This is a genomic window from Pantoea sp. S-LA4 (assembly GCF_054482835.1).
Window position 1 is genome coordinate 487150 of the sequence record NZ_JBTLRC010000002.1, and the last position, 16905, is coordinate 504054.

A 16905-nucleotide genomic window follows, 5' to 3' on the forward strand; every position below is an offset into this window, starting at 1 on the left:
TGCAGGACCAAATGAGCAAAATTAATCATTTTGCTTATTATTTATCTGCGACTGACCTCACATTTGTTTTTATTTGATCTATTACAATCATTTTGACTATTTAAAATCATTCTGGGTGTAATATGAAACTAAAGGCGGCAATAGAAAAAGTCCCGGGAGGGATGATGGTCGTCCCGCTGGTTATCGGTGCGTTGATCAACACCTTTTATCCTGCAGCGCTGAATATTGGCGGTTTCACGACCGCATTGTTTAAAAATGGCGCAGCGACACTGATTGGCGCCTTTTTATTGTGCATGGGCGCAGGCATCAGTTTTAAAGCTGCGCCTCATGCGCTGCTACAGGGTGGAACCATCACGCTGACTAAATTGCTGGTTGCGGTTGCACTGGGTCTGGGAGTCGAACATCTGTTCGGGGCAGAGGGAATATTCGGCCTGACCGGCATCGCCATTATTGCAGCAATGAGCAACTCTAACGGAGGCTTGTATGCTGCGCTGGTCGGCGAGTTTGGCAATGAGCGGGATGTCGGTGCTATCTCGGTATTATCGCTGAACGATGGTCCTTTCTTTACCCTGATCGCGTTGGGGGCGGCCGGTATGGCCAATATTCCGCTGATGGCTCTGGTCGCGGTGCTGGTGCCTTTACTGGTCGGTATGCTACTCGGAAACCTTGATCACAATATGCGTGAATTTCTCACCAAAGGCGGCCCGCTGTTGATCCCTTTCTTCGCTTTTGCCTTAGGGGCTGGCATCAATCTGGAGATGCTTCTTCAGGGCGGACTGGCCGGCATTCTTTTAGGGTTCATCACGACCTTTGTGGGCGGATTTTTTAATATTCGCGCCGATCGCCTGGTGGGTGGATCGGGTATTGCGGGTGCAGCGGCCTCCAGCACGGCGGGTAATGCCGTGGCGACACCGCTGGCCATAGCCCAGGCTGATCCTTCGATGGCAGCGGTGGCGGCGGCGGCGGCGCCCCTGATTGCAGCTTCAGTTATCACCACGGCGATCCTGACTCCTGTCCTCAGTTCATGGGTCGCCAGACGCGTCTCTGCGAAAGCGGCCAGAGAGGAGAATGCTGCATGAAAATGGTCGTCATTGCCGATGATTTTACTGGTGCAAATGATACCGGGGTGCAGCTGGCTAAAAAAGGCGCGCGGATCGATGTGCTGCTGAGCGACCAGCACAAGCCTGCGCGGGGGTGTGATGTGCTGGTCATCAACACGGAGAGCCGGGCGCTGACACCTGACGATGCCCGCCAAAAAGTGTTGACCGCATTACAACCTTTTTGCGGCAGCGTTGATCGGCCTGTTGTGTATAAAAAAATTGACTCAACCTTTCGTGGCAATGTCGGCGCTGAGATCGAGGCTGCGATGCAGGCCAGTGGTGCGCAGCTTGCCCTTATCGCGGCGGCTATTCCGGCTGCGGGACGAACAACGTTGCAGGGAGAATGCCGGGTTTTTGATGTGCCACTGGCTGAAACGGAATATGCCAGCGATCCGAAAACGCCGATCCTCTCTTCACATATCCGGACGCTTATTGAGGCGCAAACCCGGATACCTGTTTATGAAGTGGATTTGGCCGTTGTGCGCAGTGGCAGACTTGCCGAAAGGCTGGCGGCGCTGGGTCATCAGGAGCGCGGTATCGTCGTTATTGATGCCGTGCAGGAAAGTGACCTGGCTTTGTTAGCTCAGTGTCTTCCTCACCTCACCACCTCATTACTGCTAGTCGGTGCCGCAGGGTTTGCTAATGCGTTGCCCGCTGAAAGTTACCTTAGCGACAGGCAGCGGCTGCCTGTGCTGGTGGTTGCCGGTTCAATGAGCGAAGTGACCCGGCAACAGATTACTTTTGCGCAACAGGAAGAGCTGCTGGGGATTGTTGATATCGACGTCGAAGCCCTGTTGCTGGAAGACGCGACTCACGCTTGCCAGCAGATTGCCGGACGCGCTATCGACATGCTGAAAACCCGCCGTCACTGCGCATTGCGTACCTGTCGTGATAGTGATGAACGACGCCGTATTGAGCAACTTTGCGAAACGATGCAGCTCAGCCGTCAGCAACTGGGGGATCGTATCAGCCAGGCGCTGGGCGAAATAACGCTGCGTATTATCACGCATACGCAGATTGGCGGTCTGTTTCTGACGGGCGGCGATATCGCTATTGCTGTCGCCCGCGCCTTGGGGGCTGAAGGCTATCGTATCAATGCGGAAGTGGCTCCCTGCATACCCTGCGGCACCTTTATTAATAGTGAAATTGATGACTTGCCGGTAATTACCAAAGCGGGCGGTTTTGGCTGTCAAACCACGCTGCGTGATGCACTTTATTTTATCGAGGAGATGTACAGTGGGAAGTAAAATCGTTGCAGTCACCATGGGCGATCCGGCAGGGATCGGTCCTGAAATTATCATTAAGTCCCTTGCCGGTGGCGAGCTCTCTGGCGCGAAGGTCGTGGTGATTGGTTGTCTGCTCACGCTAAAGCGCATCCAGGCTTTAGCAATTACACCTCCCTCAGAACTTAACCTGATTAACAGGGTTTCGGAGGCACGCTTTATGCCAGGGGTAATCAATGTTATTGATGAGCCGTTAAAAGATCCCGCATCGCTAGCACCAGGGAAAGTGCAGGCTCAGGCAGGGGATCTGGCATACCGTTGCGTAAAGCGTGCCGCCGAACTTGCGCTGGCGGGCGAAGTACACGCCATTGCCACCGCGCCGTTGAATAAAGAGGCGCTGCATGCGGCGGGCCATCTTTATCCGGGTCACACAGAGTTACTGGCAAAACTGACTAACAGTCGTGATTACGCCATGGTGCTCTATACCGATAAGCTGAAAGTCATTCACGTCACCACCCATATTGCGCTGCGTAAATTCCTCGATACCCTGAGCCGCTCACGCATTGAGACGGTGATCGGGATGGCGGACACCTTCCTGCGTCGGGTCGGTTATACCCAGCCGCGCATTGCAGTGGCGGGCGTGAATCCGCACGCCGGTGAAAACGGCCTGTTTGGCGATGAGGAGATCACCACCGTGGCACCCGCTATTGAGGCGATGAAAGCGCAGGGGATTGATGTCTACGGGCCTTGTCCGCCGGACACGGTGTTCCTGCAGTGCCAGGATGGACGGTATGACATGGTGGTCGCGATGTACCACGATCAGGGGCATATTCCGCTTAAACTGCTGGGATTCTACGACGGGGTTAACATCACGGCGGGCCTGCCGTTTATCCGCACCTCGGCGGACCACGGCACCGCGTTTGATATCGCCTGGACAGGTAAAGCGAAGTCTGAGAGCATGGCGATCTCTATCAAACTCGCGATGCAGCTCGCATAGGGATATATGAAGGGACAGAGCCGTCTTGACCAGATTATGGATTACCTGAAAAGCCATAATCTGGTGACTGTTGAGCAACTGGTCAGTGCCATCTCCGCCTCACCGGCTACCATTCGACGTGATTTGATTAAGCTGGATAAAGAAGGGGTCATCAGCCGCAGTCATGGCGGCGTTACCCTCAACCGCTTTATTCCCACGCAACCGACGACGCTGGAGAAAATGCAGCGTAACCTGGCCGAAAAGCAGGCGATTGCGGCCTGTGCTGCCCGTTTTGTTCAGGCGGGCGATTCGGTGGTGCTGGATGCCGGTACCACCATGCTGGAGCTGGCACGGCAGCTGACCCATCTGCCGCTGCGGGTGATTACCGCCGATCTGCACATTGCGCTGTTTTTGTCGGAATTCAGGCAGATTGAGGTGACGATTATCGGGGGTCGCATTGATGATTCCAGCCAGTCCTGTATTGGCGAGCACGGCCGCCGGCTGTTGCGCGGCATCAATCCCGATATCGCTTTTGTCAGCTGTAATTCGTGGAGCCTGGAGCGCGGTATTACCACGCCAACGGAGGAAAAAGCCGGACTGAAACACGATCTGCTGGCCAATGCTTCTCGCCGGATATTGCTGGCAGACAGCAGCAAATATGGTTCCTGGTCGCTGTTTTGCGCCGTGCCGCTGGAAAGCCTGACCGATGTGGTCACTGACTGCCGGTTAGAGGAAGAGGTCGGCCTCGCCCTGCGCGAGCGCGGGATTACGCTCGCACTGACTTCAACCTGAAGACGTTTCAATGGGCTTGTCCCGCAGCCATCTGTCGTCAGAGGTATCGCTAGCGATGATAAGCATCATTCTCTGTCAGCGTTGCGGCGGGTGCATCAACGCTGACCCGTTCAAAGATCAGATTACTGACGCCGGCTATCTTGCCAAATTCCTGCGCCTGTAGCCGGATATCACTGAAACGTAACTGATCAATCGGCTGTTCCGCCGCGCCTTCAATAAAAAACGCGCGTGAAAACAGGGCGGGTTGACTCAGGCTACTGGTAATGTGGCTGATGGTAATATTCTCCACTCGCGTCAGCCCGGCCAGCCCCTCTACGCCCGATGCCAGTTTTCGCCAGTGCGGCGGCTGTTCTGCGTCGGCTGACTGCGCGCTGTAGCTGTACTGCGGGAACCAGTTCAGCTGGAGCATAAAGGGATAGCAAACATCCTCAAGCGTCAGGTGGCGGACAATAATATTGCTGATCCATCCCCCGCGGTTGCGGGCTGACTTAATGCGAAATCCGACTCCGGTACCGGAAAAGCGATTGTGCTCGATAATGACATTTTCAATACCGCCAGAGGTTTCGCTGCCCAGCGTAATGCCCGAGCCCTTCAGCAGCGTACAGTCGCGAATAATAATATCGCGCGCCGTTCTGCCCAGCTGTTGCGCTTCGGCACCGCGTCCCGATTTCACGCAGATATTGTCGTCATTGCAGGAAACGGTACAGCCTTCGACGCGAACCTGCTGGCTGGAATCAATATCGATGCCGTCGGTACTGGGGCCTGTCTGGTTCAGCACCCGCAGACCCTGCAAAATAATCTGCGTTGAATAACAGACGTGAACATTCCAGAAGCCGGAATCCCGTGAGGTAAAGCCCGCCAGCGTCACGTTCTCACTGTGATACACCACCAGGTTGCGTGGCCGCTGGCAGTCGTAATCCACCACCCAGCGCAGGCCGCGCTGGCTGTATTCCGCCAGCATCCCACTATTTTCATCATCGCCCCAGAATTTATGCCACCAGACGGCGCCTTGCCCATCAATTGTGCCATTGCCGCACAGCGTGACGTTTCGGCAATGATTGATGTTAAGAAGCGCCGCCGGCCAGACCATATCAATCCCCGCCACGCGGCTGTCGATTTGTGGATAATCTTCCAGCTGCTGACTGCCAAGCAGCACCGCATTGTCAGCCAGCTCCAGCGTCATGTTGCTCTTTAAAAAAAGAGCTCCGCTGAGAAAGCGTCCAGCCGGAATCAGTACGGTATCGCCGTCGGTTGCGCTGTCGATGGCGCGTTGAATCGCCTGGGTAGAAAGAGAGGTGGCGTCCGGTACGGCATCGAAATCCATTACGTTAATTCTTGCCATTTTTTTGCCTGTCGTGGGATGAAAGAGAAGCGTCCAGCGCTGAAAATATCATCCTCAGACGGAAAAATTATTGTTGGCGATCGGGTATTGGAGACGTTGCGATGATGGGGAAGTTGAAGTGACAGGGAGGGAAGGCGCGCCCGATGCTGCAGTCAGCGCGCCGCCACCTACGATTACAGCGTCTTTAAGCCCACTGACGGGATATTTCTGCCGTAATAAATTTCACGCATCTCTTTCCACAGCAGGTCGGTGATTCGCTTGTGTTCCTGCGGGCTGAGATCTTCAGGCTGGGTGTTGAACAGGTAGTGCTTGAGATCGAACTCTTTCAGCAACATCTTGGTATGGAAGATGTTCTCCTGATAAACGTTCACATCCACCATGTCATACATCGCCTTCATATCATCCGACATGAAGTTCTGGATCGAATTAATTTCATGATCGATAAAGTGCTTCATCCCTTTTACGTCACGGGTAAAACCGCGCACCCGGTAATCGACCGTCACGATGTCAGATTCCAGCTGGTGAATCAGGTAATTCAGCGCTTTCAGCGGTGAAATCACGCCGCAGGTTGAGACTTCAATATCGGCGCGGAAGGTACAGAGTCCGCCTTCCGGATGACTTTCCGGATAGGTGTGTACGCAGATATGGCTCTTATCCAGATGGGCCACTACCGAATTTGGCAACGGGCCAGGGTGTTCCGAGTTATCGATATCTTTCGGATCGATCGGTTCTTCGCTGACCAGAATGGTGACGCTGGCACCCTGCGGCTCATAATCCTGGCGCGCAATGTTCAGCACGTTGGCACCAATGATCGAGCAGGTCTCGGTCAGAATTTCGGTCAGACGATTAGCGTTATATTGCTCATCAATGTAGGCAATATAACCATCGCGTTCAGCTTCAGTATTCGCATAGCAAATATCGTAAATACAAAAACTCAGGCTCTTAGTCAGGTTGTTGAAGCCATGTAGTTTTAGCTTTTGCAATTTTATTCACCCCCTTAGAAATGTGCCATCAGCGTGTGGCGGATAACGCATTCAACAGATATTGCGGCAGGGCAAAACTGCCGGTATGGATTGCCGGTGTATAGTAACGGCAGGTCAGGCCAGCGGCCTCAAAACGCGCCTGCAGGGTAGCGCTATCGATCTGGCGCAGCGCCGGATTGTCACTCGCCCAGGCAAAGGTCATGATGCCGCCGTAATAGGTCGGAATTGCCGCCTGATAGAAGCTGACATCGGAAAAATAGTGGCCCAGTTTGCGATGGCTGTTAACCGCTTCATCCTGTTGCAGGAAGCAGACGCCATTCTGCGCCACAAAGATGCCATTTTCATTAAGGGCCGCTTTGCAGCCGGCATAAAATTCTGAGGTAAACAGACTTTCACCGGGACCGATGGGATCGGTGCAGTCAGAGATGATGACATCAAATTTTTCGGTGGTCTGATTGACGAAGTTAACGCCGTCGTCGATCACCAGGGTAAAGCGCGGATCGTCATAGGCACCGGCGCTGTGGTTCGGCAGGTACTGGCGGCAGAAGGTGACCACGCCAGCGTCGATTTCCACCATGGTGATCTTTTCGATCTGCGGATGACGCGACACTTCACGCAGCATGGCACCATCGCCGCCGCCAATGATCAGCACGCTTTTCGCCGCGCCGTGCGCCAGCAGAGGAACGTGGGTCATCATTTCATGATAGATAAATTCGTCGCGCTCGGTGGTCTGCACCACGCCGTCCAGCGCCATGACGCGACCCATCGCGGCATTTTCGAAAATGATTAAATCCTGATGCGCAGTTTTCTCACGATAGAGCTGTTTATCGATGGTGAAATACTGACCAAAACCGGCATGAAGGGTTTCATACCACATTTCATTTTGGGCCATGGTGGGGCTCTCCTCTGATGACATCGCCATGAAAATGGGCGGCACATCATAGCTAACTCTGACCGTGGTTGCACGGTCAAATGTCCAGCAGAAGAGAGAGGAGGATTAGCGGACGTAAGCCAGCAGGCTCAGCGAATCGCGCGCCAGCGACTTACATTTTTTATCGTTGGTGATGGCGATGCCGCTCAGGTCACGATAGCTCTCTTCGCCCAGCGCCTTCATGTTGTAATTGCTGTAGTTGCTTAAATCCCAGCGGTTCTGCTGAGCAAAAAAGACCAGTGCCTTACGGATCTGCGCATCCGGCAGATCCTGATAGCCGCAATCATTTTTCAGATAGACGAACACCGCCGTCAGATCGGCCAGATCTTCCGCTTCGGATTCGCTCAGGGCAAAACTGGTGGAGGAGAAGCCAAGGAGTCCCGTCAGCAGCAGGATCTTAAAGCTTTGCTTCATAATCGTTCTCTTCAATGGATATTGTTAATGACGTTAGCACAGTTACTATCAGGTTTTCGATTAATTTGCCGTACCGTGCGGCTCTCCGCCTTTTTTCGGCTGATTCCGGTGCGTAACGCTTGACCTTCCCATAAGGTCAGGGTTTAGGCTGTCTGCTCTCATGCTACAAGGATGATTACCATGCAACGTCGCCAATTCCTGAAACTCACGGCCGCCCTGAGTGCGGCCGGGGCGCTGCCGCTCTGGAGCCGCTCGCTGATGGCCGCCAGCCGGCCGCTGTTACCGATTCCGTCACTGCTGTTGCCGGATGCCAGGGGCCAGTACACGCTGACCGCTATGCAGGGCACTACGGAGTGGAACGGTAAGGCGGTGCCGACCTGGGGTTATAACGGCAGCTTACTCGGGCCGGCGATAAAGCTGCAAAGTGGCAAGCCCGCCACGGTGAACATTCATAACCGGCTCAGCGAAGCCACTACGCTGCACTGGCATGGGCTGGAGATCCCTGGCGCCGTCGATGGCGGTCCACAGGCCAGCATCGCGGCTGGCGGCTCGCGACAGGTCTCTTTTACTCCCGATCAACCGGCTGCGACCTGCTGGTATCATCCGCATCTGCATGGGAAAACCGGGCATCAGGTGGCGCAGGGATTGGCCGGGCTGATCCTGCTGGAAGATGATGAAATGGGTAAATTGCGGCTGCCGACCCAATGGGGCGTGGATGACGTGCCGCTGATCTTTCAGGATAAACAGCTGACCAAAGATGGCAGTCAGATTGATTACCAGCTGGATGTGATGCGCGCAGCGGTTGGCTGGTTTGGCGACATGATGCTGACCAATGGCGTGCAGTACCCGCAACATGCGGTGCCGCGCGGCTGGCTGCGGTTGCGGTTGCTGAATGGCTGCAATGCCCGTTCGCTGCAGGTTGCCGCCAGTGACCAGCGTCCGCTCTATGTCATCGCCAGCGACGGCGGGCTGCTGACCGAGCCGGTGAAGCTGGCGTCACTGCCGATGCTGCCGGGCGAACGTTTTGAAGTGATGATCGATACCTCGGATGGGAAAGCCTTTGATCTGGTGACGCTGCCGGTCGGGCAGATGGGCATGACGCTGGCACCGTTCGACCAGCCGCTGCCGCTGGTGCAGATTTTGCCGCTGCGGGTGATGGCCAGCGCCACGCTGCCGGATCAGCTGGCAACGCTGCCGCCAGTGCCGAAAACCGATGGGCTGAACACGCGCTGGCTGCAACTGATGATGGACCCGCAACTGGATCAACGGGGTATGCAGGCGCTGATGCAGCGCTACGGTGATAAGGCGATGGGCAAGGGCGGCCACCACGCGATGCCGCAGATGCAGGAGAAAAAGACGGCAGAGCCGATGCCGCCGATGGAAGGTATGGATCACAGTATGCACGGCATGGCACAACCGGCCGGTTATGATTTCCGTAACGGCAATAAGATCAACGGCCAGGCGTTCAACATGACGAAACCGTCCTTTGCGGTGAAGCTGGGCGAGTTTGAGAAATGGACGATTTCCGGCGAGGGCGACGCGATGCTGCATCCGTTCCACATTCACGGCACCCAGTTCCGTATTCTGTCAGAGAACGGCAAGCCACCGGCACCGCATCGTCAGGGCTGGAAAGATATGGTGAATGTCGACGGCTGGCGCAGCGAAGTCCTGGTGCGCTTCAATTACGTCGCCGCCGCCGAACATGCTTACATGGCCCACTGTCATCTGCTGGAGCATGAAGATACCGGCATGATGCTCGGGTTCACCGTCAGCTGAAATCAGGCCTGATCCAGCGCCAGCCGGATATCTTCAATCAGGTCGCCCGCGTTCTCGATGCCGATCGACAGCCGCACCGTGGCGTCAGTGATCCCGATACGCTGACGCACCGCCTGCGGCACGCCAGAGTGGGTGGTGCTGCCGGGATGGCTGGCCAGCGACTCGGTGCCGCCGAGGCTCACCGCCTGCTTGAACAGCGCCAGCGCATTGAGAAAACGAAATGCAGCGGGCTGACCTCCGACAATATCAAACGAGAAGGTCGAACCGGCGCCGCTGCACTGCTCGTGGTAGGTTTTGCCTTCGGCACTCTCTGCATCCAGATAGGGCAGCCAGTGCAGCTTGGCCACCTTCGGATGATCGCGCAGGAAGGCGGCCACCGCCTCGGCATTGTGAAACGCTTTCTCCATGCGCAGCGACAGCGTCTCCAGCGAGCGGCTGAGCATCCAGCTGGAGTGCGGATCGAGTTGCGTGCCGATAGCGCTGCGCAGCGCGCGGACCTGCGCCATTAACTTTTTACTGCCCATCGCTGCCCCGGCAATCAGGTCGGAGTGACCGCCCACATATTTGGTCAGGGAGTAGAGCGACAGATCGGCACCCAGCGTCAGCGGCTGCTGAAACAGCGGGCCGAGCAGCGTATTGTCGCAGGCGATAATCGGGCGAGAGCCCTGCTGCTGGTCAATCTCATCGGCGATGCGCGCCATCAGGCGGATGTTCACCAGGCTGTTAGTCGGATTGGCTGGTGTCTCGATCAGGATCATCGCGACCCGGCCCAGCGTCATCGCCTGCTGCGCCGCTTCACGCACCCGGTTCTCGTCATTCCCGTCGCTAAAGCCGACCGCCTTAATCTCCAGGTTGTGCATCGTCTTGCTGAGCAGGGTTTCGGTGCCGCCATACAGCGGCTGCGAATGCAGGATCACCTCGCCTGGTCGGGCAAAGGTCAGCAGCGCCGTGGCGATCGCCGCCATGCCGGAAGAGAACAGTGAACAGCTCTCCGCCTGCTCATAGACCGCCAGCCGATCCTCAACGATTTCACTGTTGGGATGGTTAAAGCGCGAATAGACCAGCCCGCCCGTTTTCCCTTCGGGCGGTTCACGCCGGCCTGAGACGTAATCGAAGAAATCCCGTCCTTCTTCGGCGCTGTCAAAGACAAAGGTTGAGGTCAGGAACACCGGTGGCTTGACCGCACCTTCAGAGAGACGGGGATCGTAGCCGTAATTGAGCATCTGAGTTTCAGGATGCAGCGGGCGATCGCCGATGTGAGTTTTCTTGCTTGATGACGTCATTGAGATCTCCGGCCTGCGGCGCGAGTGGAGTAATGATATGTTGGATAAAGGCTACCATGCAGCGAATCATGCTGGTAAATGCCAGAAAGTTCTAAGGTAATGCGCATTGCAACGACCCCGCGGCGGGCGGCAATAAATTTCGCTACGGTATCGTTTGCTTCGCGCCGATCGCAGCCGCCACGCTGATGACTATGATAGACTTCGTGGCTTTTCTGACGTAACCGGGCTGAAAGCAATGAAACACACTGTTGAAGTGATGATCCCTGAACAGGCAATCGCCGCGCGCATCGCTGAACTGGGCAAAGAGATTAATGACCACTACCGTGACAGCGGCAGTGACATGGTGCTGGTGGGGCTGCTGCGCGGCTCTTTTATGTTTATGGCCGATCTGTGCCGTGCCATTGACGTCCCGCACGAAGTCGATTTTATGACCGCGTCCAGTTACGGCAGCGGCATGTCCAGCAGCCGCGATGTGAAAATCCTGAAAGATCTGGATGAAGATATTCGTGGCAAAGATGTGCTGATTGTCGAAGATATCATCGACTCCGGTAATACCCTGAGCAAGGTGCGTGAAATTCTGCAGCTGCGTCAGCCGAAGTCACTCGCCATCTGTACCCTGCTGGACAAGCCGGAACGCCGGGAAGTGGAGGTCAACGTGGAGTACGTCGGCTTTGCGATTCCGGACGAGTTCGTGGTCGGGTTCGGGATCGATTATGCGCAGCACTATCGTCATCTGCCCTATATCGGCAAAGTGGTGCCGACCGAATCCTGAGTCGCGCACACCGCACCGCACATTCTTCCAAGGCCAGCCGCGCCGGCTTCGTGTAGGCTGTGTCGCGCCTGATGCCGCTTATTTCTCGCTATACAGCAGATTAGCGATGCCGTGACGGTAACGTTGTTCAAGGATTTCGCGGCTGTTTGCCGTAACGTCAAGGTTACGCAGACAGCCGTCATGAATGCCGTAAACCCAGCCATGCAGTGAGACATTTTGCCCGCGTTTCCAGGCAGATTGCAGCACGGTTGAGTGTCCCAGGTTATAGACTTGTTCAACGACGTTGATTTCGCACAGTTTATCCAGACGTTTATCCGGCGGGAGTTCCCCCAGCAACACGCTATGCTTGTACCAGAGGTCGCGGATGTGCAGCAGCCAGTTGTCGATCAACCCCAGTTCCGGGTTATCCATCGCCGCCTGCACGCCGCCGCAGCCGTAGTGACCGCACACGATGACGTGTTCAACTTCCAGCACTTCGATGGCGTACTGCACCACGGAAAGACAGTTGAGATCGGTGTGAATCACCAGATTGGCAACGTTGCGGTGGACAAAGAGTTCACCCGGTTCCAGTCCGGTCAGACGTTCGGCGGGGACGCGGCTGTCAGAACAGCCAATCCACAGGAAGCGCGGTTTTTGTGCCTGGGCGAGCCGCTCAAAAAAGCCGGGATCTTCTTCGACCAGTAATTTAGACCATTCACGGTTATTACTGATCAGGGTATCGATATCTGTCATGGCGTTGAGCGACCGGTTACTGCGCAGAGTGCGTGGGCGTACTATAGGCGAAGGCTTCACAAATTTAAACGGCATCAGATTGCCATCAATACAGGGTATGGATTCGGAATGACATATGCACTGGAACTTTCCCGGCTGACCAAGACCTATCCCGGCGGCGTGCAGGCGCTGAAGGGTATCGATCTTAATGTTGAAGCCGGTGATTTTTATGCACTGCTGGGACCGAACGGCGCCGGTAAATCGACCACCATCGGCATTATCAGCTCGCTGGTGAACAAATCTGACGGCAGCGTCCGGGTGTTTGGCTACGATCTGGAAAAAGATGTGGTCAACGCCAAACGTCAGCTCGGCCTGGTGCCGCAGGAATTTAACTTCAACCCGTTTGAGACGGTGATGCAAATCGTCGTCAACCAGGCGGGTTACTACGGCGTTGAACGCCGCGAAGCCAATGAAAGGGCAGAAAAGTACCTGAAACAGCTCGATCTGTGGGGCAAACGCAGCGAACGCGCGCGGATGCTCTCCGGTGGCATGAAGCGCCGTCTGATGATCGCCCGGGCGCTGATGCACGAACCTAAGCTGCTGATCCTCGATGAGCCGACTGCTGGTGTTGATATTGAACTGCGCCGCTCAATGTGGGTGTTCCTGAAAGATCTCAATGCCAAAGGCACTACCATTATTCTCACTACTCACTATCTGGAAGAGGCCGAGATGCTGTGCCGCAATATCGGCATTATCCAGAGCGGGGAACTGGTCGAGAACACCTCGATGAAAGAACTGCTTTCCAAACTCAAATCGGAAACTTTTATTCTCGATCTGGCACCGCGCAGCCCATTACCGACGCTGGAAGGGTTTCAGTACCGTCTGGTGGATACCTCGACGCTGGAAGTGGAAGTGTTGCGCGAGCAGGGCCTTAACAGCGTGTTCAGCCAGCTCAGTGCGCAGGGCGTGCAGGTGCTGAGTATGCGTAACAAAGCCAACCGTCTGGAAGAGTTGTTCGTCGGCCTGACGCAGGGAAAAACAGGAGCAAAAGCATGACACATTTGTACTGGGTGGCGCTGAAGAGCATCTGGGCCAAAGAGATTAACCGTTTCGCCCGCATCTGGATCCAGACGCTGGTGCCGCCGGTGATCACCATGACGCTTTACTTCATCATCTTCGGTAACCTGATCGGCTCCCGGATTGGTGAGATGCACGGTTTCAGCTATATGCAGTTTATCGTGCCGGGTCTGATCATGATGGCGGTGATCACCAATGCCTACGCGAACGTGGCCTCATCGTTCTTCAGCGCCAAGTTTCAGCGCAATATTGAAGAGCTGCTGGTGGCGCCAGTGCCAACCCACATTATCATTGCCGGTTACGTGGGCGGCGGCGTGGCTCGTGGCGTCTGCGTCGGCATTCTGGTCACCGCCATTTCGCTGTTCTTTGTGCCGTTCCATGTCCACTCCTGGACGATGGTGGCGGTGACGCTGCTGCTGACCGCCGTGCTGTTTTCGCTGGCCGGTCTGCTGAATGCGGTGTTTGCCCGAACCTTTGATGATATCAGCCTGATCCCGACGTTTGTGCTGACGCCGTTAACCTACCTCGGTGGGGTGTTCTATTCCCTGACGCTGCTGCCTCCATTCTGGCAGGCCGTTTCAAAACTGAATCCGATTGTTTATATGATCAGCGGCTTCCGTTTCGGCTTTCTCGGCATTAACGACGTGCCGCTGGTATTTACGCTGTCGGTATTGATCGCCTTTATCGTGGTGTTCTACGGGCTAGTCTATACCCTGATTCAGCGCGGGCGCGGATTACGTACCTGATCAATAAAATAAAATTAAAGCCACGCGGTGATAACAGCGTGGCTTTTTTTTGTCCGCCTGGAAATCATCCGCCTTAATCTGGTTGATAGTATTAAGTTTAACGTTTTAGTGACATCATAAATTCCCCCTTCATTATTAGCTTTCCGCTGCGGCAGAACTGATTCCGGCTACTGGCTGATAACCTTGAGTATTATCTGATAATAATTTCTTTTTAATTTATATCATCATGATTTTAAAAATCTTAAATTTTTTTAGGAATTGGATTAAATGCTGACTGTTGTTTATTTGTACAATAGTGATCAGGATATCGCCAGATTAACGTTGTTCCTCTGCTCACGGACAGAAAGTGGGAATGTTGAGTATTCAATAAGAAAATGGTCTGCAATCAGGGCCACTATTAAATACAAGGCAGGAAAAGATGAATCGTATTACGTGGATCGATAATCTGCGGGGATTAAGTATTCTCGCCATCATTTTTTTGCATAGCACCATCGCCGTACATAATAATGCCGGACACTTTACCGTCTTCAGTAACCTGTTAAATGAAATGCTTGCACCCGTTCGACTAGGACTGATGTTTTTCGTTTCAGGCTTATTTGTTGATGCGGGCCTCAGAAAAGGGCTGGGTCCTTTTTTTAATAATAAGATCCGCAGTATTCTCTATCCGTTCGTGGTCTGGGTGATTATTTATGGCGGGTTAAAGATCGTCTTCAGCTCAATGGCCAATACCCCGCAATCACCGCTGAATATTATTCTTTCCCACCTGACGGGCGGGGGAGATATGACCTGGTTCCTGCAGTCGCTGTTTATTTTCTTCGTGGTGATTATTTTTGCCCGTCACCTGCCGTTCCTGCTGGTATTCGCGGTCTGCATGGGGCTGAGCTGGGGATTACCGGCGATCGATCCTGACAGCGTCTTTGCCAGCTTTGATAATACCCACGTCAATAAGGCGTTCTATCTGTTCGTCTTCTTCTACCTGGGTGATTACATCGTCAGAAAACAGGTTGATATCGCTGATAAGGTGCAGCATGGGCCGACGCTCATTCTTTCACTGCTGAGCTTTGTGCTGCTCTCCTGCTTAAATATCTTTATGCTGGAAACCCACTCCCCGGCGTTACTGTCGCCGCTGGCGCTGTTGTCAGTACCGTTTTTTGTCTGGATTGCGCTGAAGTTAAAGTCGGGGCTGGTCTACTATATCGGGGTCAATTCTATCGTCTTTTACCTGTCGCACTATCTGGCGATTCAGTTCTTCAGCAAGATGGTGAAGTTTGAAAGCCCGTCAGCCTGGGTCAACGATCTGAAATTTATATCGGCCTTTCTGGTGGCGCTGGCGCTGCCGTGGACGCTGTGTCTGCTCAGGAAACGTGGCTGGTTCAACTTCCTGTTTACCATGAAAAAACCGTCTAAAACGCTCGCCACTAAACCGGTGTAACACGGCGGATGAAGTGAAAAGAGGGGCGCCGATGGTCGATCGGCGCCCCTTTTTAGGTCAGGCAACCTGGACGGGGACAGCTTTAGCCAGCCGCTTCATCTGGTTATCGCCTTCAAAATAGGCCACTTTAGGCTGCCATTGGCGCGCTTCTGCATCCTCGACCTGCACGTAAGAACAGATAATCAGAATGTCGCCTTCACAGGCGCAACGCGCTGCTGCGCCGTTGACCGAGATGATTTTTGAACCCCGTTCAGCGGCGATGGCGTAGGTAGAAAAGCGCTGGCCGTTGGTGACGTTATAAATATCAATCGCTTCATATTGCAGAATGCCGGACGCATCGAGAAAGTCCTGATCGATGGCACAGGAACCTTCATAGTTGAGGTCCGCCTGTGTCACCTTCACGCGGTGCAATTTGCCTTGTAGAACGGTACGGATCATAGCCAGAAACCTTGTCAGACGAGGAATAAAATGACCTGCAGCTTACTGCGTCAGGTCCACAGTTTGATTATCGATTAAACGGGCATTACCCAGCCAGGCCGCCATCAGCACCACGGCGCGCTGGCTATCAACCGTCAGGGGTTGCAGCGTTTCCGCGTCGCAGATGGCCAAACCATCCGGGCGCAATCCCCGCTCCAGCAGCGTCTGATTCGCCTGTTCAATAATCTCTTCAATGTGGCGTTCGCCGTCAGCCAGCCGCGCCGCCATCTGATTCATAACCTGACTTAGCGCAGGTGCCAGCTTACGTTCGTCAGCGGTTAAGTAGCCATTGCGCGAACTCAGCGCCAGGCCATCTTTGGCGCGCACCGTTGGCACGCCGACAATCTCAATGTCGAAGCCCATATCCGCCACCATCTTGCGAATGATAGCCAGCTGCTGAAAATCCTTTTCACCGAAACAGGCAATGTCCGGCTGCACCAGGTTAAACAGCTTGCTGACAATGGTCGCCACGCCGCGAAAATGGCCGGGACGCGTCTCGCCCTCCAGCAGAGAAGAGAGCACCGGGACTTCAACAAAGGTCTGATTCTTCAGGCCGTGCGGGTAGACTTCAGCCGGCGACGGGGCAAACACCACATCAACCTGATGACGATTCAGCTTCTCACAATCTTCCTGCAGAGTACGTGGATAGCGCGCCAGATCGTCAGGACGATCAAACTGCATCGGGTTGACGAAGATCGAAACAATCACGATATCGCCGCGCGCACGCGCTTCATCCACCAGCGTTAAATGGCCTTCATGCAGGTTGCCCATCGTCGGTACCAGCGCAATGCGCTTAGCTTGCTGCCGCCAGCGACGCACTTCCCGGCGCAGCATGGGCAGCGTTTCAATGATCAACACGGTGACTCTCCT

General features: G+C 54.7%; 17 protein-coding genes. 9 read left to right on the top strand and 8 right to left on the bottom strand.

Annotation, left to right across the window (positions count from 1 at the left end; translation table 11 throughout):
- Window positions 1-122: 122 nt before the first annotated feature.
- Genes ACX3P5_RS03025 through ACX3P5_RS03040 form a run of 4 tightly spaced genes read left to right on the top strand, consistent with a single transcriptional unit; the run spans window position 123 to window position 4091 of the window.
- Window positions 123-1079, top strand: a complete 957-nt coding sequence (locus ACX3P5_RS03025) for a 2-keto-3-deoxygluconate permease 1 (protein ID WP_336755828.1) — start codon at window positions 123-125, stop codon at window positions 1077-1079.
- Window positions 1076-2347: a D-threonate kinase gene (gene dtnK, locus ACX3P5_RS03030; RefSeq protein WP_458968275.1), complete on the top strand. Its 1272-nt coding sequence runs from the start codon at window positions 1076-1078 to the stop codon at window positions 2345-2347. Before ACX3P5_RS03025 ends, dtnK begins: the two co-directional genes overlap by 4 nt.
- Window positions 2307-3320 carry a D-threonate 4-phosphate dehydrogenase gene (locus tag ACX3P5_RS03035; RefSeq protein ID WP_458968276.1) on the top strand — a complete coding sequence of 338 codons (1014 nt, stop codon included), beginning with the start codon at window positions 2307-2309 and terminating at the stop codon, window positions 3318-3320. Before dtnK ends, ACX3P5_RS03035 begins: the two co-directional genes overlap by 41 nt.
- Window positions 3321-3326: 6 nt before the next feature.
- Window positions 3327-4091 (top strand): DeoR/GlpR family DNA-binding transcription regulator, encoded by a 765-nt coding sequence (locus ACX3P5_RS03040; protein WP_233985275.1) that lies wholly within the window; start codon window positions 3327-3329, stop codon window positions 4089-4091.
- A gap of 49 nt (window positions 4092-4140) precedes the next feature.
- Here ACX3P5_RS03040 and ACX3P5_RS03045 read toward each other — a convergent pair whose 3' ends face one another.
- The 4 genes from ACX3P5_RS03045 to ACX3P5_RS03060 all read right to left on the bottom strand — a co-directional run bounded on the left by ACX3P5_RS03045 (window position 4141) and on the right by ACX3P5_RS03060 (window position 7761).
- On the bottom strand, window positions 4141-5433 hold the full coding sequence (locus tag ACX3P5_RS03045) for a glycoside hydrolase family 28 protein (RefSeq protein WP_458968277.1): 1293 nt from the start codon (window positions 5431-5433) through the stop codon (window positions 4141-4143).
- A 173-nt stretch (window positions 5434-5606) separates the two neighbouring features.
- Window positions 5607-6416, bottom strand: coding sequence for an adenosylmethionine decarboxylase (speD, locus tag ACX3P5_RS03050; protein ID WP_094119293.1), 810 nt, complete (start codon window positions 6414-6416; stop codon window positions 5607-5609).
- Between the two features lie 28 nt (window positions 6417-6444).
- Window positions 6445-7308 carry a polyamine aminopropyltransferase gene (gene speE, locus ACX3P5_RS03055; protein WP_233985273.1) on the bottom strand — a complete coding sequence of 288 codons (864 nt, stop codon included), beginning with the start codon at window positions 7306-7308 and terminating at the stop codon, window positions 6445-6447.
- A gap of 105 nt (window positions 7309-7413) precedes the next feature.
- Window positions 7414-7761, bottom strand: a complete 348-nt coding sequence (locus ACX3P5_RS03060; RefSeq protein ID WP_094119295.1) for a YacC family pilotin-like protein — start codon at window positions 7759-7761, stop codon at window positions 7414-7416.
- A gap of 180 nt (window positions 7762-7941) precedes the next feature.
- On the opposite strand from ACX3P5_RS03060, the gene cueO reads away from it, so the two are divergent.
- Window positions 7942-9537: a multicopper oxidase CueO gene (gene cueO, locus ACX3P5_RS03065; protein ID WP_458968278.1), complete on the top strand. Its 1596-nt coding sequence runs from the start codon at window positions 7942-7944 to the stop codon at window positions 9535-9537.
- Window positions 9538-9539: 2 nt separating this feature from the next.
- Here cueO and ACX3P5_RS03070 read toward each other — a convergent pair whose 3' ends face one another.
- The gene (locus tag ACX3P5_RS03070) at window positions 9540-10820 is read right to left on the bottom strand and encodes a cystathionine gamma-synthase family protein (protein WP_233985271.1); all 1281 of its coding nucleotides are present in this window, start codon (window positions 10818-10820) and stop codon (window positions 9540-9542) included.
- Window positions 10821-11055: 235 nt separating this feature from the next.
- Between ACX3P5_RS03070 and hpt the strand changes: the two genes are divergently transcribed.
- A complete protein-coding gene (hpt, locus tag ACX3P5_RS03075; protein WP_233985270.1) occupies window positions 11056-11592 on the top strand; it encodes a hypoxanthine phosphoribosyltransferase in 537 nt (178 codons plus the stop codon).
- A gap of 78 nt (window positions 11593-11670) precedes the next feature.
- Here hpt and can read toward each other — a convergent pair whose 3' ends face one another.
- Window positions 11671-12324 (bottom strand): carbonate dehydratase, encoded by a 654-nt coding sequence (can, locus tag ACX3P5_RS03080; RefSeq protein ID WP_233985269.1) that lies wholly within the window; start codon window positions 12322-12324, stop codon window positions 11671-11673.
- A 108-nt stretch (window positions 12325-12432) separates the two neighbouring features.
- Here can and ACX3P5_RS03085 point away from each other — a divergent pair, with 108 nt between their 5' ends.
- The 3 genes from ACX3P5_RS03085 (at window position 12433) to ACX3P5_RS03095 (ending at window position 15558) form a co-directional block, all read left to right on the top strand.
- Window positions 12433-13359 carry an ABC transporter ATP-binding protein gene (locus tag ACX3P5_RS03085; protein ID WP_031375742.1) on the top strand — a complete coding sequence of 309 codons (927 nt, stop codon included), beginning with the start codon at window positions 12433-12435 and terminating at the stop codon, window positions 13357-13359.
- On the top strand, window positions 13356-14126 hold the full coding sequence (locus ACX3P5_RS03090; RefSeq protein WP_089561393.1) for an ABC transporter permease: 771 nt from the start codon (window positions 13356-13358) through the stop codon (window positions 14124-14126). Before ACX3P5_RS03085 ends, ACX3P5_RS03090 begins: the two co-directional genes overlap by 4 nt.
- Before the next feature lie 418 nt (window positions 14127-14544).
- Complete coding sequence (locus ACX3P5_RS03095; RefSeq protein ID WP_233985268.1) at window positions 14545-15558, top strand: acyltransferase family protein; 1014 nt, start codon at window positions 14545-14547, stop codon at window positions 15556-15558.
- 57 nt (window positions 15559-15615) lie between these two features.
- Here the strand turns inward: ACX3P5_RS03095 and panD are convergent, their stop codons facing one another.
- Both panD and panC read right to left on the bottom strand, forming a co-directional pair.
- Window positions 15616-15996 (bottom strand): aspartate 1-decarboxylase, encoded by a 381-nt coding sequence (gene panD / locus ACX3P5_RS03100; RefSeq protein ID WP_031375740.1) that lies wholly within the window; start codon window positions 15994-15996, stop codon window positions 15616-15618.
- Window positions 15997-16038: 42 nt separating this feature from the next.
- Window positions 16039-16893 (bottom strand): pantoate--beta-alanine ligase, encoded by an 855-nt coding sequence (panC, locus tag ACX3P5_RS03105; RefSeq protein WP_233985267.1) that lies wholly within the window; start codon window positions 16891-16893, stop codon window positions 16039-16041.
- Window positions 16894-16905 lie beyond the last annotated feature (12 nt).